Source organism: Solidesulfovibrio alcoholivorans DSM 5433, assembly GCF_000702665.1.
In the GTDB taxonomy this organism is placed as follows: Bacteria; Desulfobacterota; Desulfovibrionia; order Desulfovibrionales; family Desulfovibrionaceae; genus Solidesulfovibrio; species Solidesulfovibrio alcoholivorans.
In genome coordinates this window covers 97895-121117 of sequence record NZ_JNJA01000004.1, presented here as the reverse complement: position 1 = coordinate 121117, position 23223 = coordinate 97895, and the positions used below count along the sequence as shown (strand labels likewise).

Here is a 23223-nt window from a genome sequence, read left to right as displayed (position 1 = left end):
GGTCGTCCGGTTCGTGTTCCCGAAGCTCGGCATCCGCGGGGGCTGAGGCATCGCGACGGGGTGCGGTTCGCGCCCCCGCCCTTCCCGGCCCGACGACGATCCGGCGCAGGAGCCGGACCGCTCGGACCCTAAAAGCTGATCTTGAGGCCGACGTTGCCGCCCAGGCTGTCGAGGCCCTTGTCGTCGAAGGAGCCCAGGTGCTGGTAGCGGCCGGCGGCGCGCAGGCTGACGTTCTTGCCGAGCGCCACGGTGCCGCCGATGTCGGCCTGGCCCATGCCGCTGTTTTTTTGCCCGTTGTACGGCAGGTCCTTCTCGGCGAAGACGCCGCCGCCGCCCGCGCCGACGAACAGCGTGCCCTTGGGCGTGCGTACAAAATTCCACTTGGCCATGGCCGCCACCCCCATGGCATTGTTGGTTTCGGTCTTGCTGGCCTGGCCGAGCGGCGTCGGCGTTTTCCCGGTCTGGTCCACGGCATAGCCGAGCCCTTCGGCCTCGAGCGCCACGCCGTCCAGGACGTAATGGCCGGCAGCGCCGCCGTAGGTACCGACGACGCCCACGTTGGGATTCGTGGTCGCGTACACCCCGCCCCGGGGCTCGATGTACGACGTGCCCTTGGTGTATTCCTGGGCCGACGCGCTGCCGGGGAAAACGCACAAGGCGGCGAGGAGGCTGGTTGCGGCGAGACGCTTCATGGCGTTTCTCCTTGGAATTCCCCGGCCGGACGGGCCGGGTTTAGTGCATGAGGGACTTGACGCCCACGGCCTTGCGCGGCCCCTGGGCGGCGGATTCCCGCTCCAGAATCACGGCCGTGCCGTAGCAGGAGAAATAGCGCGAGCCGTCGGGATGGAAGGCCACGTTTTCCTGGTAGCCGATGATGGCGTCGGCCCCGATGTCCAGGGCGCTGGCTGTGAGGCCGTAGAAGGCGCATTCCGAATCGAAGCCCCGGCCGCTGACCAGACCCAGCACCTTGCGTACCTTGCGCCCTTCGAGCCCCGGCGTGGTCACCACGGGAAACTTGCCGGAATAGAAGAGTTCCTTGGCGTTTTTGAGGCGTGCGCCCTTCTTGAGTTCCTCGTGACGTCCCCGGGCCTTCTTGTCTCCACCGAAGAATGAAAGCATGTCGTTCTCCTTTGCATAGGCCAGGGCACACGGCCTTGCCGTTCCACCGTTTTCGGGCTGCCGTTTCCTAAGCAAAGACCCTGCCAATATTTTTGCTATATAATTTCAGCTTTTTACAAACACACCCCCCTCGTCAGCCAAAATAATGACGCCGCAGCGGCACGCTTTGCCGGGCGCTGGCGTCCGCGAACACACAAAAAAAAGCCGGACCCGAGGGTCCGGCCTGACAGTCGCTTTCCGGGGGAAGTGAAGTTCGGATCAGCCGGCCTTGTCCAGATAGCGGCGCACTGCGGGATTGGGGCGCACGGAGGTGCGGTAGCCGGACAGACGCTGGTTTTCCTGCTTGGCCCGTTGCAGATCGGTCTTCAGTTCGGCGTGCAGCCGACGGGCCTCGACGGTGAGCTGGCCTTGCAGGTTTTTCAGCTTCAGCAGCTTGTCCCGAAGCTGGCCGATGCTCTCCGGATCGGCGGAGCGCCAGGCCATTTCCAGCAGCCGGCCGCGATCCTTGGCCAGCATCTCGGCCTCTTCGATCTCGCCCGCAAGCAGGCAGTGCAGTTCGCGTTCGCCGGCGACCAGGGCCGCTTCGAGATATTCAAGCTTGTCGGACATGGCGTTATTCCTTGTCGTGCTGCCGGAAACTTTCCCGCAGTTCGGCGATGACGCCCTTGAAACGGGACATGGAGGGAACGAATTCGTATTCGAGCAGGTCGGCGAGCAGGATCCAGTCCTGGTTCTCGAGCACCTCGACCATCTCGGAGAACAGGTTGGAAATGTCCTCGGCCGCTGCATCGAAGGCGGGGGCGCCGACTCTCAGGCTTTCTCCGCGCAACACACCGACCATATTGAGAAAGTCGCGGGTGACGTCCATCAGGTCCTGGTAGACCTCCAAAGCCTCGGCATCGTCGGCCTGGCGGAACAGTTCGGCCACGCGCCGCGCGCCGTGCTCCATCAGGGCGACGACCTTGTCGAGTTCGATCGTGACCTCGTGGGCCATGTCGGCCACGGGCACGCTCGTGACCTCGACGGAGGTGATCTCATCGACCTCGATGTCCTCGGCCTGGTGGGGATAGATTTCGGAAAAGCTCTCGTTGTTGACGAAGACGTCGGTCACGATGCGGCCTTCCAGTTCGCCGCCGTCCATGATCTTGAGCAGGATTTCCTCAAGATTTTGAAACTGCTTGATTTCCATGCCGGTTTCGCGGCCGTCCACGCTGATCATCGTGCGCCTCCCTCTGGCGTTGTTGTCGGGAGGAAAGGATTTCCATCCCCGCCCCCATCATTCAACAACCGTGCCAAGGAAGGTCAGGCCCGTTCCAGGCGTCCGGAGAGCGCCACGACAAGGGCGGCGTAGCGTGCAATGCGGGCAAGCAGGCTGTCCAGGTCCGCGGCCTGCCGCTGCGCCTCCTCCATCCACAGCCGGCCGAGGACGCCCAGGTGCGGCGAAGCCGTCCACAGACCGCGCAGGCGTTCCCAGGTGCCGAGGAAGCGGTCCTTCATGGCCGCGTTGCGCGCCGCCAGCCCGGCCTGCCCGGCGAGCAGGCGCAGCAATTCCGCGGACTGGCCGAGGATTTCCCGCAGCGGGTCGTACACCGCCGCCGGCAGGGGGAAACGTTCGCCGTCGTCGGCGGCAAGGTCTTCCTCGTCAAGGAATTGACGAAGCACCTGGCGCGTCAGACGCAGCCAGACCGCCCGGGGTTCGCTTCCGTGGCCGGAAAGGGAGGTCATGTCCATGAATCCCGAGACGTCGAAGCCCGACAGCCAGGCCCGGGCTCCCGGATAGAGGCCCGGAGCGAACGCGCCGCGCGCGAAAAAATCCAGGACGGCGTCGGTCACGGTCTGCGCCGGCACGGCCTCACGACAAGCATGGCCGATGGGGCAGGGCACGCCGAAGGGGCAGGGATGGCAGGGCATGTCCGGCTCCAGGCACAGACACCCTTCCCGGTAGGGGCCGGTGTCGAAGGGCTGTGCCGTGGCCAGGAACAGCGAAAGGGAAGGGACGCCCAGCCCCGCGGCCAGGTGCAGGGTGCCGGTGTCGTTGGTCACGAGCAGGCGGACGTGGGCCAGGGTCGCGGCAAGTCCGGGCAGGTCGGTTTGGCCGATAAGGTCCACGCACGGCGCGGCGCTTGCGGCGCGGTAGTGTTGCGCGAGCTCCTTTTCGCCCGGGCCGCCAAGCAGCACGGGCACGGCGCGCAGACGCGCATAAAGCGCGTCGCCAACGGCAGCGAAGGACGCCGATGGCCACTGCCGGGCCGCGGCGCTGGCCCCGAGCTGCATGCCCACGAAAAAGGCCGCGTCTGCCGGGGCCGCGGCGGCAAGGCGCGCGGCGGCCGCGTCAAGGGCCTCCCCCGCCGGCCGTTTCAAGGCGAAGCGCCCAGGCCCCGCGCCGACGCCCGCGGCCTTGCGAAAAAGATCCACGACGTTGAAAGGGCTAAGGCCCCTGTTGGCCGAGGAGGCTTCGAGAAAGGTCGCCCAGGCCGAGGATTCGTGGCGAAAGCCGTGGGCGTCCAGGGAAAAGCCGCGCACGGCATCGCCGCAAAGCCGCCTGGCCAGCAGGCGCGCCGACAGGGCCGGCGTCAGATTGACGACGATGTCCGGACCGAATTCCCGCGCCACGCGACCGACGTAGGCATCCACAGCCGCAAGCGCGCCGTGCCAGTCGCCGTCGAGGCCGGCCAGGAACCGCGCCCCAGGCAGAGGCAGGAGGGCGGCGGCCTCGGGCAGCAGCGCCGCCGCGCCGGCAAAATTTTCCAGGCAGGCCACGGCGACCTCGTGCCCCTGCCCCGCCAGTTCGGCCAAGGTGGGCTGGGACTGGAGCAGATCGCCGAACCGTGTGAGATTCTGTAATAAAATCTTCATGTATGCTCCATGGCGCGGGGGGGGCGATCCGGTTACGGATACCCCCACAAGGGCGGGTTGTTGCCCCGCGCCGAAGATGGTAGCAAGAAAACGGAGCGCACGGGCCGGCAATGCGGCCCCGATACCCCATGGAAAGCCCCCCAGACACGACCGGCCTCGCAGACAAGGCCCGGGAATTGGAACGTTTCCTGCCCGAGGGCAGGCAGGCGGAATTCCGGGAACTGATCGCGGGCCTGCTGGACATCGGCGCGCAAAGCGACCGGCAGCGGGACGAGGCGGCCGCGGCCTGCAGCAGCTTGGCCGCCGACAACGAACGTCTGCGCGAACGCAACAAGCGCCTCGGCGCGGGCCTGGGGCAGCTCCAGGAAATTTTCCGCATCAACGACCAGGCCTTCCTCACCTTCCGCTCGGCCTTGACCCTGTCGCGCCAGTTGCGGCATCTTGCCGCCCTGCCCGGCGTCGTGGACACGCTCAAGGCGGCCATGGTCGTGCCGGCCTTGTCCTGCCTGCTGTGCCGGGAGGATTTCGAGGCGTTCGTGCCGCCGGGCTATCCCTGCCCCGAGGCGACGTGCCTGTCCGAAGCCCTGTCGGCGCTGCCCCCGGCCGACGGCGGCCGCCGCATCTACGTCGGTCCGGTGTCCGCCCTGCCCCAGCCGCGGTTTTTCTTTTCCCCGCGCGACATCGCCGACGCCCCCGGCCTGCTTGCGGGATCGTGCTTCATCGCGCCGCTTTACGACAAATACCGGCCCGACCGGCGCATCGGCGCCTTCGCCCTGGGCGATCCCGACCCGGGGCGCTACACGCCGCAGAAAGGCACGGATTTTCTGGAGCATTTCTGCGAAGTTTTGTCCGGGGATCTGCTCCACGTCAAGATCCACGAGGAACTCGCCCGGCAGCGCGATTCCGACGCGCTGACCGGCATCCCCAACCGGGCCTACCTGCGCCGCAACGGGCCGGCGCTTTTGAGCCTCGCCGCGCGCAAGGGCTCGCCCGCCGCCCTGCTTTTCTGCGACCTCGACCGCTTCAAGGCCGTCAACGACCTGTTCGGCCACGAAACCGGGGATGCGGTCCTGTGCGACGTGGCCCGGGCCATGGCCGGCCGCGTGCGGGCCTACGATTTGCTGGCGCGGCTCGGCGGGGACGAGTTCGTGGTGCTCATGCCCGACGCCGGCCCCCAGGAAGCGGCCGTCATGGCCAAGCGGCTGCGGGCCTGCGTGGCGCAGGTGGCCAGGGACCGGGGCCTGTCCGGCTCGCCGGGGCTGTCCGTGTCCATCGGCGTGGCCGCCTACGTCCCGGGCCAGAGCATCGACGATTTGACGCGACAAGCCGATGCCGCCATGTATGCCGACAAACGGGCGTCGCCCACACCCTGAACCGCTCGCGGAGCCCCCATGCCCAACCGACACTTCCGGACCCGTTCGTGGCCGCTTGCTGCCGCCTTTGTTTTGTTTCTGGCGCTTTTTTGCAACGCGGCCATCCCGGCCAGGGCGGCCGCCGTGCGCCCGGAGAGCCTGCTTGCCGCCATGACCCTGGAGGAAAAGGTCGGCCAGGTGTTCATGCTTTGGTTCAGCGGCCACAGCGTCTCGGCGGACACCGACATGCTCATCCGCGACCGCCACGTGGGCGGCGTGATCCTCTACGCCGCGCCGGGCAACGTGGTTTCCCCCGAACAGGTGGCGACACTCACTGCCGGCCTCCAGGCTACCGCGGCCAAGACGCGCCTGGGCCTTGGCATGCTCGTCGGCGTGGACCAGGAAGGCGGCCCCGTGGCCCGGCTGCGCCAGGGATTCACCGTGTTCCCGAGCCAGATGGCCCAGGCGGCCACGGGCCGGCCCGACCTCGCGCGCCTGGCCGCCGCCGCGACCGGCCGGGAGCTTGCGGCCGTCGGCATCAACGTCGATTTCGCGCCGGTGGCCGACGTCAACGTCAACCCGGCCAACCCCGTGATCGGCATCCGCTCCTTCGGCAGCCAGGCGGCCGACGTGGCGCGGTTCACGGCCGCGGCCACCTCCGGCTACCGCAGCGCGGGCACCATCTGCACGCCCAAGCATTTTCCCGGCCATGGCGACACGTCCGTGGACTCCCACGTGGGCCTGCCCCGGGTGGACCACGACGCGACCCGGCTCGGCGCGGTGGATTTCCCGCCTTTCCGGGCCGCGTTCGCGGCCGGCGCGCCGGCGGTGATGACCGCCCATGTCCTGGCTCCCGCCCTGGAGCCCGAGGAGCTGCCGGCGACACTTTCCCGGCGCGTGCTGGCCGGCGTGCTGCGCGGCAGGCTCGGGTTCACCGGCACGATATTCACCGATTCGCTCGGCATGGGGGCCGTGGCCGCCACCTTCGGCACGCCCGAGGCCGCAGTGAAGTCCCTGGCCGCCGGGGCCGACGTCTTGCTCATCGGCGCGGACGCCGGCCGCCCCGCCGCCGAACGCCTGGAAGCCATGGACAGGGTGATCGAGGCCGTCCGCTCGGGACGCGTGCCCGCCGCGCGCCTCGACGCGGCGGTGCTCTCCGTACTGCGCCTCAAGGCGCGCTACGGGCTTTTGCGCGCGGCCGGCCTGGCCACGCCCGCGCCCGACCTGAGTGCACGCCTGGCCACCGACGCCAACACGGCTCTTGCCCGCGAGATCGCCACGCGCGCGGTGACGGCATTCGGACCGATACGGGGGCTTCCCGCCAGCCGCGACGCGAATACGCTGGTGGTGCGGCCAAGCCTTGGCCGCGAGGCCATCGATGCCGCGGCCAAAACGGGCATGAACGCCTGGAGCGGGCCGCAGACCCTCTTTTTGCCCGCCGATCCCGACGATGCCGCCATCGCCAGGGTCACGGCCCTGGCCCGCGCGGCCCGCCATGTGGCGCTGCTCGTCACGGACGCGCGCAAACATCCCGGCCAGCGCCGCCTGGCCGAAGCCCTCGCCCAGGCCGCCGGAGACAGGCTGTCCCTCGTCGCCGCCGAGTCGCCCTACGACCTGCCGCTGTTGCCCCAGGCCGGGGCCCGACTGGCCATCTACGGCGAAACACCCGCCGGCATGGAAGCCCTCGGCCGGGCGCTTTTCACCCCGTTTCACCCGGGCGGCCGCTGTCCCGTCGCCTTGCCGCAGGCCGCAATGACGCCGCAATCGCGGCCGAATTGCCGCGGCGCCACAAAGTAATCCGGGAGATGCTCACAACGAGCATTGACGTTTCACGGCCCTTTGTTTCAACGTGCCCGAAAGCAATCTGGAGCGATCCCATGCAAGAGCGAACGAACGCCTCGCCACACCTTCCCCTTCGCATTCTGGGCGTGCTGTTGAGCCTGTGCATCATTGCGGCAGCCCTTTTCCCCAACGTCATTGCCGCCGTCATCGTCGGCATCGCAGGCTGCGTCGCGACCTGGCTGCTGGTGGGGCGGGCCATGGCTCCTGCGGACACGCTTCTTACGAGCCTGCGCAACATCAAGAACCACCCGCGCGCGTTTCTCCTCGACGAAGTCCTTTCCTGGAAAGCCATCGGCCCCCTGGGCGAAGCGGCAAGCGATGTCCTGGCCTTCAACATGAGCCGGCGTGAATACTACCGCGCCGCCATCCTGCACGTCGGCACCCCGTTTTTCATCTGCAACAAGGAAGGCGCCATCACCCACGCCAGCCACGCCCTGACGGCCATGCTGCAAAAAGACGAGAAGTCCGTGGTGGGCCGCACCGTAAGCCAGGCCTTCTACAACAAGAATGGCGTCTCGATCACGGAAGAGGCCCTCGCCGCAGGCAAAGCCCTGCAGGCCGAGCGCGACCTGACCCTCTGGAACGGCCGCCTCCTCTCCTGCCACATTTCCGTCAGCTGCTTTCACGGGGAAAAAGGCAACCTGCTCGGCGCGGTGGCCTGCATCACCGACCTGACGAGTCTGCGCGAAAAACAGGCCCAGCTCGAATCGACCCAGGCCGACCTGCACACGCTTGGCGGAGAGATCAACGAACTGGCGCAACGCGTGGCTTCGGCCTCGGAAGAGCTTTCCGCCTCGTCCGACGAACAGGCGCGGGGCGCGCAGGAGCAGAAGCGGCAGGCCGACGCCGTGGCCACGGCCATGGAGGAAATGACGGCCACGGTCATGGAGGTGGCGAAAAACGCCTCCAAGACGTCCGAGGCCGCGGACGGGGCTAACAGCGCCGCCGAAGCCGGCACGGTGGAAGTGCGCCAGGCCGTCACGGGTATCCAGGCCGTGGCCGAATCCACCGGCAAGCTCGGCCAGGTGCTTACGGCCCTGGACGGCCAGGCCGCGGAGATCGGCCGCATCATCGGCGTGATCAACGACATCGCCGATCAGACCAACCTGCTGGCCTTAAACGCCGCCATCGAGGCGGCCCGCGCCGGCGAGGCGGGGCGCGGCTTCGCGGTCGTGGCCGACGAGGTGCGCAAACTCGCCGAAAAGACCATGACCGCCACCAAGGAAGTGGAGCATTCCATCCACCAGATCCAGGAAGGCTCCCGCCATGCCGTGGACTCCATGCATGAAACCGAAACGCGCGTGGCGGACAGCACCGAGGCCACACGCCAGGCCGGCGAGGCCCTCGGGCGCATCATGACGCGCATCCGCGAGGTGACAGGCCAGGTGACCCAGATCGCCACAGCCGCCGAGCAGCAGTCTGCCGCCGCCGAGGAGATCAACCGCAACGTCGATGTCATTGCGGGCGTCGCCCGCGAAGCCGACGAAGGCGCGAGCCAGACCGCCCAGGCCACGCGCGAACTGGCGGAACTGGCCCAGTCCCTGCTCGGCCTGGCCGGCGCGTTCGCCGAACGCCACGAAGAGGATCTGAAACTGCGGGCCTCGTCGGGCAATATGAAGGGCATCCTGCCCAAGCTCATGCAGGAATTCATCCGGGAGCGCTACGGCGAACACGTGTTCGAGCGCATGCAGGAGGAGATGGGGCACCCGACCTTCCTGCCCACCCAGAACTACCCCGACCAGGTGCTGCGCCAGATGGCGGAACTGGCCGCAGCAAACGCCGCGACGACCGTGGGGGACGTGTTCAAGACGCTCGGCAGCTACTCCATCAAAGGCTTTTACCAGCATTACCCGCGGTACTTCAAGGCGCCGCACCTCAAGGACTTCTACCTGACCATGAACGACACCCACGCCCGGCTGACCAAGGACATGCCGGGCATCGAGCCGCCCAAGTTCACCTATGAGGACAAGGGTGACGTGCTCGTCATGACCTACCACTCCCGGCGCGGCTACCCCGAATACTTCGAGGGCATCCTGCGCGGCGCGGCCGAGCACTTCCGGGAGCCGGTCACGATCACCGTCACGCCCGCCGGGGACGGCAAATCCGCGCGGGCGGAAATCGTTTTCCGGGCAGGCGGGAGCGGCCGCCCCAAGGCGCTGCGCGCATAAGGCGCAAAATCGACAGGGACGCCCCGGGCAGGCAGGCCGCATCGCCGCCGCCCGGGGCGCATCTTCACGATGCCGCCTCGCTCACGGGAAACGACAGGCGAAACGCCGTGCCGGACGGCCCGGAACCGAACGTCAGCGCGCCGCGAAGCTGCCGGGAAAGCTGCACCACAAGCTGCATGCCGAGCGATTTGGCCTGCTCCGGATGAAAATCCTCGCCAAGCCCCACGCCGTCGTCCTCCACCGCCGCCCGGATCATGTCGTCCTCCCGGGTCACGAGCACACGGATGACGCCTGTGTCGCGGCCGATAAAGGCATGCTTGACGGCGTTGGTCACCAGTTCGTTGACGATCAGCCCGAAGGGAATGGCCTTGTCCACGGTCACGGGGCATTCCGCCAGTTCCAGTGTGAAACCGATGCCCTTGTCGCCGCGCAGGGACTGCACCAGCTTCGGGGTCAGCCGCTCCAGGTATTCCTTGAGGTCCACCCGGGCCAGGTCGCCGGAACGGTAGAGTTCCTCGTGGATGAGCGCCATGGAGGCGATGCGGTTGCGGCTTTCTTCGAAAAGCATCTGGATTTCCGGGTCCTCGATGACGTCCTTTTGCAGGAAGAGCAGGCTGGAAATGACCTGCAGGTTGTTCTTGACCCGGTGGTGCACTTCCTTGAGCAGCACTTCCTTTTCCAGCAACGAATCGCGCAGACGCTGTTCGTTGCGCTTGTCCTCGGTGACGTCCCTGATGACGCCGACGATGAAGCGCGCGCCTGTGGCGTCGACGAAAAGTCCCTTGCGCGTGACGAGAACGTGCCCCACCCCGAGGGGATCCGTCAGGCGCTCCTCGAACAGGTCCACCTTGCCGCTTTCCAGGACGAGGTTGTCGCGTGAGATGAACACGTCGGCCTCTACGGCCGCGACGAAATCATAATCGCTTTTCCCGACGATCTCCTGCGCCGGCTTACCCAGCATGGTGCACAGCGCCTGGTTTACCGTAACAAAGCGATGCCGGCTGTCCTTGACGAACACCGGGTCCGGAATGGCTTCGAGAATCATGGTCACGAACTCCCGGGAGCGCCGCAGATCGACCTCGATGCGCCGCCGCTCCGTGATGTCCCGGCCGGCGCCGAGAACGCCCTGGAATACCCCGGCCGCGTCATAGAGCGCACGCACCACGCACTCCACCCAGACGGAGCCGCCGTCCTTGCGCCGCAGCTCCAGTTCCAGGGTGGCGACGCAGCGTTCGTCCGGTCCCGCACGGTGCGCCAACCGCGCCGCCGCCTCCCGTGCCCTGGCGGCCGATTCCGGCAGCAGCATCTCCTCGAAACGTTGCCCCATGACCTCCTCCACGCTCATGCCGCGCAGGCGCTCCACCGACGGGCTGACGAACGTCGGCCGCCAGTTGGCGTCGAAAGTAAAGATCAGGTCATGGGCATTGTCCGCGAGCAAGCGGTACTTGGCCTCGCTTTCGCGCAGGTCGCGCTCGGCGGCCTTGCGCGGGCCGATGTCGCGCACGAACACCAGCGCGCCGGGGCGGTCGGCAAGAGGGAAGGGAACGCCGGACACCTCGACGTCGATGGCCGAACCGTCCAGGCGCAGGTAGCGCTGCTCCTTGAGTTGCGCCGATCGCTTGCCCTCGATGGACAACCGCATCCGCTCGGCGACCGATTCCCGGTAATCCGGATGCACGCAATCGAGCACCTTGCGGCCGACGATATCCTCCGCCGCAGCCGCGCCGAAAAGCCTGACCGCCTCGGTGTTGACGAAGGTGAATCTTTCACCGTCATGGATCAGGATGGCGTCCGGCGCATTTTCCACGACAAGGTTGTTACAGGCCAGGCTCTCCTGGAGTTCCTGGGCCTTCTTGCCATACGCCACGACATGGCGGTGCAACAGCAGATGCAGAAAAGCCGCCGTGACCAGAATGAAGGCCGTTCCTTTCAGGGACGACACGCGCATCAGCATGTCCGGGGTGTCGCGAAACAAGGATTCCGTCAGGCGATCGGAAAAGATGATCCACAACAGCCCGGCGACGGCATAGCAAAGGGTAATGCGCCAGGGATGGAGGCTGATCAGATTCCCGCTGCGTTGCTTTTCAGAGCGCTGCATCATGACGGGCTCATGTGTGTTGGGGTCACGGGTTTCAAACGCGCCGCCGCGCCAGCGGATGCACATCTGCTACAGCATGTCCACGGGGTCCAGGTCCAGCACGAACCGCACCTGCCCCGGGGCCGGGAGCGCCTCCCGCCCGGCGGCGAACACCCGGCGCGCCGCAGGCCAGTCCGGCGACTTGAGCAGGCAGTGAAAACGCCTGCGCCCGGCCACGAGGGCCAGCGGCGCGGGAGCCGGCCCGAGCACCCGCACGCCAAGCGGCGCGGCGGCCTGGCGCATGGCCTGCCCCACGGCGGCGACCGCGGCGAAACCTTCCTCGTACTCGCGGGGGAAACTCAGGCGTGCCAACCCCAGCCTCGTAAATGGCGGATAACACAAGCGCCGCCTGCGGGAAAGCTCCAGCTCGTAAAACGCCTCGAAATCTCCGGAGACGACATGGGCGAAAAAGGGGTCGCCCGGCGTCCGGGTCTGGATGAGCACCCTTCCCGGCCGCCCGCCCCGGCCGGCCCGGCCCGCAAGCTGGGTCAACAGCTGAAACGTGCGCTCGGACGCCCGGTAATCGGGCAACGCCCGGCCAAGGTCCGCGTCGGCGGCCACGACCAGGGTCACATCCGGGAAATGGTGGCCCTTGGAGAGCATCTGCGTGCCCACCAGCACCCGCGCCCTGCCCGAGGAGAAATCGTCGAGAATGGCCTCGGCCCGCTCGGGCCGCCGGGCGATGTCGCGGTCCAGGCGGGCGACGCCCGCGCCCGCGGGCAGCACCCCGGCCAGCTGCTCCTCGAGCATTTCCGCGCCCACGCCCATGGGCAGGAAATTCGTGCCGCCGCAGGACGGGCACGGCGCGGGATGGGGCCGGCTGTGGCCGCAGTAGTGGCAGACCAGCCGTTCCCGGTCCTTGTGGTAGGTCAGCGACAACTCGCAGTGCGGACAGCGCACGGGCGTTTCGCAGTCCAGGCAGAAAAGCAGCGGCGCATAGCCCCGGCGGTTGATCAGGATCATGGCTTGGTCGCCGCCGGCCACGGTTTCGGCCAGGGCGGCAGCGGCCTCCTCGGTGAGCACGCCCGCGCGGTCGCCGGTTTCGCGCGTCCCGGGCGCGGCCGTGAGCTTCGGCACAGCGCGCATGTCCACGAGCGCGACCGACGGCATGCCGCCCGCGCCCACCCGGCGGGACAGGCGCACCATGGGCACATGGCCTTCCCTGGCGGCGTAGAAGGTTTTGACGTCCGGGGTGGCCGAACCGAGCACGAGCAGGGCCCCGGCGCGGTTGGCGCGGAAAAACGCCACTTCCTTGGCCTGGTACGGCAGCCGGTCTTCCTGTTTGAACGCGCCGTCGTGCTCCTCGTCGAGGATGATGAGGCCAATGTCGCGCAGCGGCAGGAACAGGGCCGAGCGCGTGCCGGCAACGAGCATGGGCGCGTCGGCCCCGGCGGCGCGGCGGAAGGCGGTCTCGCGCGCCGCAGGCGGCTGGTAGCCGTGGTAGAGCAAGGGAGCGTGCCCGGGAAAGGCGTTCGCGGCGGCCTTGTGCAGCCGCGCGGCCAGGGCCACCTCGGGCGCGAGCAGCACGACCCGCTTGCCCCGGGCCAGGGTGCGCGCCGCAAGCTCCATGTAGAGCCGCGTCTTGCCGCTGCCGGTGACGCCGAAAACGAGCCGCGCCGCGCCGTCCGGCGCGGCGAGTGCCGGGGCCAGGGCCGCAAGCGCCGTCTCCTGTTCGCCGGTCAGGGGCGGCAGGCCGGCCAGTCCGGCCGCCGGAGCCGCCGTCTCACCCACTTCCGTCGCATCGGGCAGCAACGCCCCTTCCCCGGCGTCCAGACGCACGAGGCCCAGGGCGCACAGCCGGCGCAGGATGGGGAGCGTGCCGTCGCCGCAGCGTTTTTTCAGGTCCGAAAGGGGCATGGGGCCGACGTCGCACAGGGCGTCGAGGATCGCGAGCTGGCGGGCCGCGCCGGGGCGCACCGGCCAGGGCGGATCGGTGGCGAGCGCGCACAGCGGATCGGCCGCATCGCCTGCCAGCCGGCAGCGGACCTCGCCACGCCGCCAGGCCCCGGCCAGGGCCGCCCTGTCCGCCTCGGGCAGCTTCCAAAGGCCCTTGGCCGTCAGCCGCCGCGGCAGCCCGGCTTCGTGCACGACGAATTCCACGCGGGAAGTGCGCATGCCGCGGGGAAGGAGCGTGGCGAGGATGCGGCCGGGCGTGGCCAGATGCCGGCTGGCGAGATTGCGCACGAGTTCCAGATAATCGGCATCGCAGGCGGGCGCACGCTCCAGGGGGAACAGCGCGGGCCGCAACGCGACACCTGCCGGCGGCGGGACGCCCGCCTCCCAGACCATGCCGGCGCGCACGGTCCCGCCCATGGGCACGAGCAGGCACAGCCCCGGAGGGAAATCCTCCGGTTCAAAGCCCGGCGGCAGCACGTAGGACAGGATGGCATAGGGGGGCGAAGTCAGGACGACGGCAAGGACGTGGCTCATGGCAGATACGCAATTCGCCCGGGAGGCGCGCCTCCCGGGCGAATAGCAATGCGGCGCGAAGGGGCGAACGCCCCGGATGCGTGCTTATTCCCCAAAGGGCAGCAGTTCGCGCAGGCGCGGCACCAGCGCTTCGCGCAGGGCCTCGTCGTGCAGGGCGAAATAGATGTTGGCCGTGAGAAAATCCACCCAGTCGCCGGCGTCGAAGCGCTGGCCCTGGATCTTGACGGCGAGCAGGCGGTTGTTGCCGGCCAGGCCCTTGAGGCCGTCGGTGAGCTGGATCTCGCCGCCGTGCCCGGGGGTGACCTTCTCCAGGTGGTAGAAGATGTCCGGGAACAGCACGTAGCGGCCGACGATGGCAAGCCGGGAAGGCGCTTCGTTGACCTTGGGCTTTTCCACGAGGTTACGCACGCGGTACATGCCCGGCGCGAATTCCTCGCCGTCGATGATGCCGTAACGCGAGACCATGTGCGGCGGCACTTCCATGACGCCGATGACGGGCATGTGCTCGGTCATGGCCACGGTGAGCAATTGCTTGATGCCCGGCTCCATGCTGAACATGAGATCGTCGCCGACCATGACGGCGAAAGGATCGTTCTTGCAGACTTCGCGGGCGCACAGCACGGCATGGCCGAGGCCGAGCTGCTTCTTCTGGCGCACGGAGATGATGTTGACCATCTCGGCCACTTCCCGCACCATCTTGAGCATGTCCTTCTTGCCGGTGCGCTCAAGCAGGTCTTCCAGGGTCAGGTTGTAGTCGAAGTGGTCCTCGATGATGGTCTTGTTGCGGTTGGTGACGAAGACGACGTCCTGCAACCCCGAGGCCTGCGCCTCTTCGACCACGTACTGCACCACGGGTTTGTTGTAGACGGGCAGCATTTCCTTGGGGATGTTTTTCGTGGCCGGCAAGGACCGCGTGCCCCATCCGGCAACGGGAATGACCACCTTCTTGATTTCCATGCTCTTCTCCTTGGGATGCGCGCACTGCCCCGTATGATTCGGAAACGGCGGACCGCGCCCGTGCGTCCGACCGTCCGCTTCTGACCTTCCCGTCGATGCCGGAAAGCCTCTCCGGGAGGCCCCCGCATCACCAACCGACGTTAATTCCTTTACACAAACAAGTCCAGCACCAAAAGGTGTTTCGGTCAGGTGACAGGTCAGCGCAGGGCGTTGGCGACGGTCTCGGCAAGGCTCTGGCACAGACGTTCCACCAGGGCCGCGTCCTCGGCCTCGACCATGACCCGGGCCAGGGATTCGGTGCCGGAATAACGCAACAGCACCCTGCCCCGCCCGGCCAGGGTCCGCTCGCACTCGGCCGTGGCCTTTTCGATGGCCGGGGCGTCCTTGAAGGGAATCTTTCTGGCCACAGGGACGTTGACGAGCTTTTGCGGATAGGGCGACAGCAGTGTGGCCAACTCGGACAAGGGCTTGCCGCGCCGGGCCATGATGCGCATGAGCTGGAGCGCGGCCAGGGTGCCGTCGCCGGTGGTGCTGTGGTTGAGAAAGATCAGATGGCCGGACTGCTCGCCGCCGAGCACCGCGCCGTTGGCACGCATGGCCTCGACCACGTAGCGGTCGCCCACGGGCGTGCGCATGAGCCTGCCGCCGCGCGAAGTCATGAAGACCTCGAGCGCCATGTTGCTCATGACCGTGGCCACGAGGAGATTGCCCGGCAACTGGCCGCTTTCCATGAGGTCCAGGGCGCAGATGGCCATGATCTGGTCGCCGTCGAGGATGCGGCCCTTTTCGTCGGACACGATGACCCGGTCCGCGTCGCCGTCGAGGGCAATGCCGATGTCGGCCCCGGTCTCCACGACCTTTTTGGCCACGAGTTCTGGATAAAGCGAGCCCACGCCCCGGTTGATGTTGGTGCCGTCGGGATCGACGCCCATCTTGTAGACCTTGGCCCCGAGCTCCTCGAAGACCAGGGGCGCGACGCGAAATGCCGCGCCGTTGGCGCAGTCGAGCGCGATTTTCATGCCCTCGAAGCTGACGTCGAGCGGCACGGAGTTTTTGAGAAACACGATATAGCGGCCCGTGCTGTCCTGGATCTTCGAGGCGCGGCCCACCTCTTCGGGAGCCGGCAGGGCCCACTCGCGGCCGCAGCCCTCGACCAGGGCGGCGATCCGATCCTCCACGGCGTCGGGGAGCTTGAAGCCCATGTGGTCAAAAAATTTGATGCCGTTGTCCGTGAAGGGGTTGTGGGAGGCGGAAATGACCACGCCCACATCCACGCGCATGTCGCGTGTGAGGAAGGAAATGGCGGGCGTGGGCAACGGGCCGACAAGGATGACGTCCATGCCCGCGGCGCAAAAGCCCGAAGTGAGCGCGTATTCGTAGATGTATCCGGAAAGGCGGGTGTCCTTGCCGATGAGCACCTTGTGGCGGCGGCCGCCGTTTCGCAGCACCTGCCCCGCGGCCAGGCCCAGGCGCATGACGATTTCCGGGGTCATGGGGTGGTCGTTGACCCTGCCGCGCAGCCCGTCCGTTCCGAAAAGCTTCTTCTCCATGCATACTCCTAGCCGGGTCGCCCGGCCTATTTCACCGTCAGGCCCACCTTGTCGGGTTTGGCCTCGATCAGTTCGCAGCCTTGCGGCATCTTCACCCGATATGATGCGACGTATTTACCCGGTTCGATATCCGGCTTCAACTCCAGGGTGGCCTCGACGAGCCCCGGAAAGTCCTTGTCCGACAAAATGGCCGCCGGCCCCTTGATGCGCAGCGTCACCACGTCCGGCGACACCTCCACGGTCCTGTTCCTGGGGGGTTTGAGGGAAAGCGGCGCGCGCAGCGTCACTTCCGACTCCTTGGCGGCGAGGTTCATGGTCACCCGGACCGTGGCCGGCGAGGCGTCCACTTCCTCGGGCAGGTCCAGGGAGACCTGCTCGTCGAGGTGCGGCGGCGGCGGGGACGGCACGTTCACGGGCTGGGTGTGGATCTCGGTCAGCTTTTCGAGCTTCGCGACCGGCCCGGAAACGCGCACTGTCTCCGGCACGGCCCGCACACCGCTCATGCTGTAGCCGTCCTTGGTCGCGGCCCGGGTCACGACCTTGACAGGCACGGTCTTGACGGCACGCGCCACGACGTCGAGTTCCAGGCGCGAGGGGCGGATCTCCACCACCTCGTAGACCTTGGGCAGGGGAATGTTCTTGGGGTCGAACTGGATGCGGTTCTCGCCGGGCACGATCTTGCCGAGGTCCAGGGTGTAGACGAGCTGGCGCTCCTCGATCTTGCGCGCCACGCCCTTGGGACCGCGCACGAGCACGTCCACCGTGCTGACGAGCCCGTTCTTGATGTAAAGGCCCTCGGGCGCGCCGGTCATCTCCACGCGCATGGGCATCCAGGTGTCCACCTTTTCCCGGCCCGCGGTCAGGTACCAGCAGAACACGGCCATGGCGAAGGCCAGGAGGAGGTATTGCCAGTTGGGTTTCATGGACGTTTGGAAAAGAGGTTCCAAAGGATGTTTTTGAGCGTGCGCTCGTCCACCGGGGAAATGAGCTTGCCGCCGTCGGCCACGGACACCACGCCCCGCTCCTCGGACACGACCACGGCCAGGGCGTCGGTCTCCTCGGTGATGCCGAGGGCGGCGCGGTGGCGCGTGCCGAGCGACGCGTCGAGCGGCACGCCGGCAATGAGCGGCAGGATGCAGCCCGCGGCGGCGATGGTCTCGCCCTGGACGATAACCGCGCCGTCGTGCAGCGGCGTGTCGGGGAAAAAGATGGTGCCGAGCAGCTCCTTGCTCATGCGCGCCGAAAGCTCCACCCCGCGCGCGATCCAGTCGCCAAGCGGCACCCGGCGCTCGAACACGATCAGCGCCCCGGTGCGCGTGCGCGCCATCTGGAACACGGCCAGGATGCATTCGTCAAGGGCCGCCTCGTTCATGGCCTCGCGGCGGTTCGGGCGGAAAAAGCCCCAGGCCCCGACGCTCGAGAGCGCCTTGCGGATATCGGCCTGGAACAGGATGATGAGCACCAGGAAGACCGAGCCGAGAAAGTTGGTCAAAAGCCAGTGCAGGGTGTTGAGCCCGAACTCCCCGGACAGGTAGTAGAGGATGCAGATGAGCAGGAAGCCGTGGAGCACGGACACGGCCCGCGTGCCGTGAATGAGGATGAGGCCGCGGTAAAAGATGAAGGTGACCAGGGCGATGTCCAGGACCTCGACCCAGGTGATACGGAGATTGTCGAGAAACGGCAGCGTCATGGCGTCGCGCAATCCGGGGTTCGGGTGGGAGAAGGTCCGGGGCGTCGCCGGGCGGCTGGGCCTCAGGCGGCGACGGCGGCGGCCAGGCGCAGGGCCGTGGCCACGCCGGCGACGTCGTGCACGCGGTGGATGCGCGCGCCGCGCCCGGCGCACAGCGCCGACAGCACGGCCGTGGCCATGTCGCGCTTTTCGACGGGCAGCGCAAGCACCGCCCCGAACACGGATTTGTTGGATATCCCGAGGTAGAGCGGCCGGCCGAGGCTCGTGAAGCGGTTCAGGCGGCGCAGGATGTCGAGGTTGTGCTCCGTGCGCTTGCCGAAGCCGATGCCCGGGTCGAGGACGATGTGCTCCTCGGGCAGGCCGGCACGCACGAGCTGCGCCATCCGTTCCTCGAAAAAGGCCAGGATGTCCTCCACCACGTCGCCGTAGCGGGGATCGTCCTGCATGGTGGCCGGGCGGCCCTGGCTGTGCATGAGCACGTAGCCGGGCCTGTACTGCGCCACGACGTCTTGCAGACCGGGGTCGAAGGCGCAGGCCGAGACGTCGTTGACGGCCACGGCCCCGGCGTCGAGCGCCGCAGCGGCGCAGCCGGCCTTGTACGTGTCCACGGCCACGGGAATGTCCGGCCGCGCGGCGACAAGACCGGTAACCACGGGCAGGACGCGGCGCAGCTCTTCCTCGAGGGATACGGGCGCGGCCCCGGGGCGGGTGGATTCGCCGCCGACGTCGAGCATGTCCGCGCCGCCCGCGGCCAGGGACAGGCCGTGGGCCACGGCGGCGGCCGCATCGGCATGGCGGCCGCCGTCGTAGAAGGAATCGGGGGTGACGTTGACGATGCCGGCGATGCGCGAGGCGTCGCAGGCAAGGCGCATGCCCCGCCCGAGCCGCCAGACGGCGGCCGGGCTATTTGCCATGTCCGGCGTCCCCGGGGTTCTTGGCGTCGTCGTCGGGCTCCAGGGTGAACTCGTCATGGGACCGTGGGGCCGTGCCGGTTTCAGGCGTCCCCGTGCCCTGGCCCGTCGCCTGGTCCGTCGTCTGGCCGGGAGCCGGCTGCCCTGCCGGGCCGGCGTCGCCAGAAGCGTTCCCTGGCGTGCTCCCCGGCGCGGCGGCGGAGTCCGCCCCGGTCGCCGCGCCCGTGGTCGTGGCCGGGGTTTCGGGCGGGGGGAGCGTTTCCCCCCGCAGCAGCCGGTCGATATCGTCGCCGGTGATGGTTTCCCGTTCGAGCAGGGCCCGGGCCACGGCCTCCAGGCCATCGCGTTCGGCTTCCAGGATGGAGCGCGCCCGGCGGTAGGCCGCTTCCACGATCTTGCGCACCTCGGCGTCGATCTGGCGCGAGGTCTCCTCGCTGAAGTTCTTGTGGTGCACGAGATCCTTGCCGAGAAAAATCTCGTTGTCGCGCTCGCCGTAGGACAATGGCCCGAGCACCTCGCTCATGCCCCAGGAGCAAACCATCTTGCGGGCCATGTTCGTGGCGCGTTCGATGTCGTTGCCCGCGCCCGTGGTCATCTGGTCGAGCACGAGCTCCTCGGCCACGCGGCCGCCCATGAGCACGGCCAGATTGTTTTGCAGGTAGTCGCGGGAGTAGTTGTGCCGGTCGTCCGTGGGCAGCTGCATGGTGATGCCGAGCGCCATGCCGCGCGGGATGATGGAGACCTTGTGCACGGGGTCGGTGCCGGGGAGCTTCCTGGCGACCAGGGCGTGCCCGGCCTCGTGGTAGGCGGTGGTGCGCTTCTCCTCGTCGGAGAGGATGAGGCTGCGGCGCTCCTTGCCCATGAGCACCTTGTCCTTGGCGTGCTCGAAGTCGGCCATATCCACCTGGTTCTTGTTGACCTTGGCGGCTTGCAGGGCGGCCTCGTTGACGAGGTTTTCCAGGTCCGCGCCGGAAAAGCCGGGCGTGCCGCGGGCCAGGACGTCGAGGTTGACGTCCGGGGACAGCGGCGAGCGGCGCGAGTGGACCTCGAGGATGCGCCGGCGGCCGCGCACGTCCGGGGTCGGCACCACGACCTGGCGGTCGAAGCGGCCGGGGCGCAACAGCGCCGGGTCGAGCACGTCGGGACGGTTGGTGGCGGCGATGAGGATGACACCCTCGTTGGATTCGAAGCCGTCCATCTCGACGAGCAACTGGTTGAGGGTCTGCTCGCGCTCGTCGTGGCCGCCGCCGAGACCCGCGCCGCGCTGGCGGCCCACGGCGTCGATCTCGTCGATGAAGATCAGGCACGGGGCGTTCTTTTTGCCCTGCATGAACAGGTCGCGCACGCGCGCCGCGCCGACGCCGACGAACATCTCCACGAAGTCCGAGCCGGAGATGGAGAAAAAGGGCACCCCGGCCTCGCCGGCCACGGCGCGGGCGAGGAGCGTCTTGCCGGTGCCGGGCGAGCCCACGAGCAGCACGCCCTTGGGGATGCGCCCGCCCAGGCGCGTGAATTTCTTCGGGTCGGACAGAAACTGCACGACCTCGGTCAGCTCCTCCTTGGCCTCGTCCACGCCGGCCACGTCCTCGAAGGTGACGCGCGTGGACTCCTGGGTGATCATGCGCGCGCGGGAGCGGCCGAAGTTCATGGCGCGGCCACCGCCGTTCTGCATCTGGCGCATGAAGAAGATCCACACGCCGACGAGCAGCAGCATGGGGAACCAGGAGACGAGCAGGGTCATGTACCAGGGCGATTCCTCGTCCGGTTCGGCCATGACCTCGACCTTTTTCTGCATGAGGGTGGAGACGAGGGTGGGGTCTTCCGGGGCGTAGGTCATGAACTTGCCGCCACCGGTGGTCACCCCGGAGATCTTCGGTCCCTGGATCTTCACGGAGACGACGTCCCCGGCGTTCACCTTCTGCATGAAATCGGAGTAGGAGAGCTTGGCGCTTTGCGTCTGCGGCTGGTTGAACAGATTGAACAAGACGACCATGACCAGGGATATGGCCGCCCAAAGCATCAGGTTTTTCGCGAAACTGTTCAAACTGGAGTCCTCCAGGGGGCGGGCGGGGGATCAAGTGGCCCGCGTGTTGTAGGGGTTAAGGCCATAACACAGCCGCGCCGGGCCTGTCCACGCGACAAGGCCGCCGTCCGCGGCCGGACGGAGGGCTTCGGAAAAGCTTGGGCTGGAACCTTGGGCAAGGCTTGCCAAGGAAGGCGTTGCTCCATATTGTCGGAAACAATAAGGCCTACGACCCGGCCCGGCAAGGAGTGGCGATGACGCCGAAACGCATTTTAACCGTAGACGACGCGCAAAGCGTGCGCTCCCTGGTGTCGCGGACCCTGGGCGGCGCGGGCTACGACATCGTCGAAGCCGTGGATGGCACCGATGCCCTGGACAAGGTCGCAGACGGCGTGGACATGGTCATCACGGACATCAACATGCCCGGCATGGGCGGGCTGGAGCTTTTGGGACAGTTGCGCCGCCGGCCGGACACCAAGTTCACCCCCGTCATCGTCCTGACCACCGAGTCGCAGCGCGACATGCGCCAGCGCGCCGTGGCCGCCGGCGCGACCGGCTGGATCGTCAAGCCCTTCGACCCGGGCAGCCTCGTCGCCCTGGTGCGGCGTTTTCTGTCCTGAAACGCCAAGAAGGCTTGCGCGTGCCGACCTCCACCTCCCCCTGCCCTTCCCCCGACGCCGCCGCTCCCGTGGACGTGGCCGCCGTGCTGTTCCACGACGCGCCGCTGGCCGTGTACCTGCGCGGCGAGAACGGCGCCTTTCTCGAAGTCAACAAGGCCATGGCCCTGCTTTTCGGCTACGACGCCCCCGGGGACTACCTTGTGGCCATGGCCGACTGCCCGGACCAACACTACCTGGACACGGACGCGCGCGCGACCCTGCTGGCGGAACTGGCACGAACGGGCATGGTCACGGGGCGGCAATACCAGGCCATCGGTCGCGACGGGTTCGTGCAATGGGTGGAGGAATCCGCGCGCAAGGTCGTGACCCCGACGGGCGAAATCTATTATTTCGGCTACCTGCGTGACATCACGGCGGAAAAGAGCACGAGCTGGGCATTAAGCGAGGCCGAGGAGAAATACCGGGCCATTTTCGAGCATGCCGTGGAAGGACTGTTTCAGATGACGCCCGCCGGGCGCTTCGTCACGGTCAACGACGCCCTGCGCCGCATGCTCGCCTTCCCTTCTGCCGAGGCCATGACCGGGGACGGCGAGGCCGCCTCGCACCTTTTCTGCAATCCCGCCGACCACGACGCCCTGCGCCGCGCCCTGGAAAGCGAAGACGCCGTGCGCAACCTGGAAGCGCAACTGCAACGCGCCGACGGCTCGCGCATCTGGGTCTCGATCCAGGCGCGGGCCGTGCGCGACGCCCACGGCCAGGTCGTGCTCCACGAAGGCTCCATGGTCGACGTCAGCGAGCGCCGCCAGTCCCAGGAGCAGTTGCGCCGCAGCCTTTCGCGCACGCGCCGGCTGTTCCACCAGACCGTGACCGCCCTGTCCAAGACCGTCCGTTTCCGCGACCCCTACACCGCCGGCCACCAGGACAACGTGGCCCGGCTGGCCGAGGGCATGGCCCGGACCATGGGGCTCTCCGACGATGCCGTGGCCTGCATCCGCGTGGCCGGCCAACTGCACGACATCGGCAAGATCGTGGTGCCGGTGCGCTATCTGTGCAAGCCCGGCCGGCTCACGGGCCTGGAATGGGAGTTCATGCAGCAGCACGCCCAGGCCGGCTACGAGATCCTCAAGGAAATCGACTTCCCCTGGCCCGTGGCCGAGATCGTCCTGTGCCACCACGAGCGCCTGGACGGCACGGGCTACCCCCGGGGCCTGGACGGCCCGGAAATCGGCATCGAGGCGCGCATTCTGTGCGTGGCCGACGTCCTGGACGCCATGGCCTCAAACAGGCCCTACCGGCCCGCCCTCGGCGTGGAGGCCGCCTTCGACGTGTTCGCGCGCCAGGACGCGGCCTTTGACGCGGCCGCGGTGGACGCGGCACGCACGTTGCTGCGCGACGGCCTGATCCGCTACTGAGACGGCGCGTTCCCCCCTGCCGCCCTGCGGCGCGTTCCTCCTTTCGAAGAACCGAAACATTTTTGTCGCAAATCAAGCGACAATTTTGTGCTTCGCGTGTGTCCGTTCCCGGACCGCCCGTTGCCGTTTTTCATTAAATTCATAAAAAACAGCATA

Annotated in this window: 18 protein-coding genes; 5 read left to right on the top strand and 13 right to left on the bottom strand. The window is 67.7% G+C overall.

Features of this window, described 5'->3' with window-relative positions:
* Positions 1 to 128: 128 nt before the first annotated feature.
* The 5 genes from Q368_RS0108975 to Q368_RS0108955 all read right to left on the bottom strand — a co-directional run bounded on the left by Q368_RS0108975 (position 129) and on the right by Q368_RS0108955 (position 3975).
* Positions 129 to 692, bottom strand: coding sequence for a hypothetical protein (locus tag Q368_RS0108975; protein WP_029458733.1), 564 nt, complete (start codon positions 690 to 692; stop codon positions 129 to 131).
* 40 nt (positions 693 to 732) lie between these two features.
* A complete protein-coding gene (locus Q368_RS0108970; protein WP_029458732.1) occupies positions 733 to 1119 on the bottom strand; it encodes a YbjQ family protein in 387 nt (128 codons plus the stop codon).
* A gap of 258 nt (positions 1120 to 1377) precedes the next feature.
* A complete protein-coding gene (locus Q368_RS0108965; protein WP_029458731.1) occupies positions 1378 to 1728 on the bottom strand; it encodes a hypothetical protein in 351 nt (116 codons plus the stop codon).
* Positions 1729 to 1732: 4 nt separating this feature from the next.
* A complete protein-coding gene (locus Q368_RS0108960) occupies positions 1733 to 2338 on the bottom strand; it encodes a DUF8043 domain-containing protein (RefSeq protein WP_029458730.1) in 606 nt (201 codons plus the stop codon).
* A gap of 83 nt (positions 2339 to 2421) precedes the next feature.
* On the bottom strand, positions 2422 to 3975 hold the full coding sequence (locus Q368_RS0108955; RefSeq protein ID WP_029458729.1) for a glycosyltransferase family 9 protein: 1554 nt from the start codon (positions 3973 to 3975) through the stop codon (positions 2422 to 2424).
* Positions 3976 to 4103: 128 nt separating this feature from the next.
* Here Q368_RS0108955 and Q368_RS0108950 point away from each other — a divergent pair, with 128 nt between their 5' ends.
* From Q368_RS0108950 to Q368_RS0108940, 3 genes are all read left to right on the top strand, one after another.
* Positions 4104 to 5348, top strand: a complete 1245-nt coding sequence (locus Q368_RS0108950) for a GGDEF domain-containing protein (protein ID WP_029458728.1) — start codon at positions 4104 to 4106, stop codon at positions 5346 to 5348.
* A gap of 18 nt (positions 5349 to 5366) precedes the next feature.
* Entirely contained in the window at positions 5367 to 7124 is a 1758-nt protein-coding gene (locus Q368_RS0108945) for a glycoside hydrolase family 3 protein (RefSeq protein ID WP_052360087.1), read from the top strand.
* An 80-nt stretch (positions 7125 to 7204) separates the two neighbouring features.
* Positions 7205 to 9337 carry a methyl-accepting chemotaxis protein gene (locus tag Q368_RS0108940; protein WP_029458726.1) on the top strand — a complete coding sequence of 711 codons (2133 nt, stop codon included), beginning with the start codon at positions 7205 to 7207 and terminating at the stop codon, positions 9335 to 9337.
* A 64-nt stretch (positions 9338 to 9401) separates the two neighbouring features.
* Here the strand turns inward: Q368_RS0108940 and Q368_RS0108935 are convergent, their stop codons facing one another.
* From Q368_RS0108935 to ftsH, 8 genes are all read right to left on the bottom strand, one after another.
* Positions 9402 to 11438, bottom strand: a complete 2037-nt coding sequence (locus tag Q368_RS0108935) for a PAS domain S-box protein (protein ID WP_029458725.1) — start codon at positions 11436 to 11438, stop codon at positions 9402 to 9404.
* A gap of 66 nt (positions 11439 to 11504) precedes the next feature.
* Complete coding sequence (gene priA / locus Q368_RS0108930) at positions 11505 to 13904, bottom strand: replication restart helicase PriA (protein ID WP_029458724.1); 2400 nt, start codon at positions 13902 to 13904, stop codon at positions 11505 to 11507.
* Positions 13905 to 13988: 84 nt separating this feature from the next.
* Positions 13989 to 14861 (bottom strand): UTP--glucose-1-phosphate uridylyltransferase GalU, encoded by an 873-nt coding sequence (gene galU / locus Q368_RS0108925; RefSeq protein ID WP_029458723.1) that lies wholly within the window; start codon positions 14859 to 14861, stop codon positions 13989 to 13991.
* Positions 14862 to 15058: 197 nt separating this feature from the next.
* Positions 15059 to 16411: a phosphoglucosamine mutase gene (glmM, locus tag Q368_RS0108920; RefSeq protein WP_029458722.1), complete on the bottom strand. Its 1353-nt coding sequence runs from the start codon at positions 16409 to 16411 to the stop codon at positions 15059 to 15061.
* Between the two features lie 26 nt (positions 16412 to 16437).
* A complete protein-coding gene (locus Q368_RS0108915; RefSeq protein ID WP_029458721.1) occupies positions 16438 to 17334 on the bottom strand; it encodes a CdaR family protein in 897 nt (298 codons plus the stop codon).
* The gene (gene cdaA / locus Q368_RS0108910) at positions 17331 to 18101 is read right to left on the bottom strand and encodes a diadenylate cyclase CdaA (RefSeq protein ID WP_029458720.1); all 771 of its coding nucleotides are present in this window, start codon (positions 18099 to 18101) and stop codon (positions 17331 to 17333) included. The genes Q368_RS0108915 and cdaA overlap by 4 nt, the downstream gene beginning before the upstream one ends.
* Before the next feature lie 62 nt (positions 18102 to 18163).
* Positions 18164 to 19015, bottom strand: a complete 852-nt coding sequence (gene folP / locus Q368_RS0108905; protein ID WP_029458719.1) for a dihydropteroate synthase — start codon at positions 19013 to 19015, stop codon at positions 18164 to 18166.
* Positions 19005 to 21056, bottom strand: coding sequence for an ATP-dependent zinc metalloprotease FtsH (gene ftsH / locus Q368_RS0108900; RefSeq protein WP_029458718.1), 2052 nt, complete (start codon positions 21054 to 21056; stop codon positions 19005 to 19007). The genes folP and ftsH overlap by 11 nt, the downstream gene beginning before the upstream one ends.
* A gap of 233 nt (positions 21057 to 21289) precedes the next feature.
* On the opposite strand from ftsH, the gene Q368_RS0108895 reads away from it, so the two are divergent.
* Together Q368_RS0108895 and Q368_RS0108890 are read left to right on the top strand one after the other, a co-directional pair.
* Positions 21290 to 21655: a response regulator gene (locus Q368_RS0108895; RefSeq protein ID WP_029458717.1), complete on the top strand. Its 366-nt coding sequence runs from the start codon at positions 21290 to 21292 to the stop codon at positions 21653 to 21655.
* Between the two features lie 20 nt (positions 21656 to 21675).
* Positions 21676 to 23067 carry an HD domain-containing phosphohydrolase gene (locus tag Q368_RS0108890; protein WP_029458716.1) on the top strand — a complete coding sequence of 464 codons (1392 nt, stop codon included), beginning with the start codon at positions 21676 to 21678 and terminating at the stop codon, positions 23065 to 23067.
* Positions 23068 to 23223: the final 156 nt, after the last annotated feature.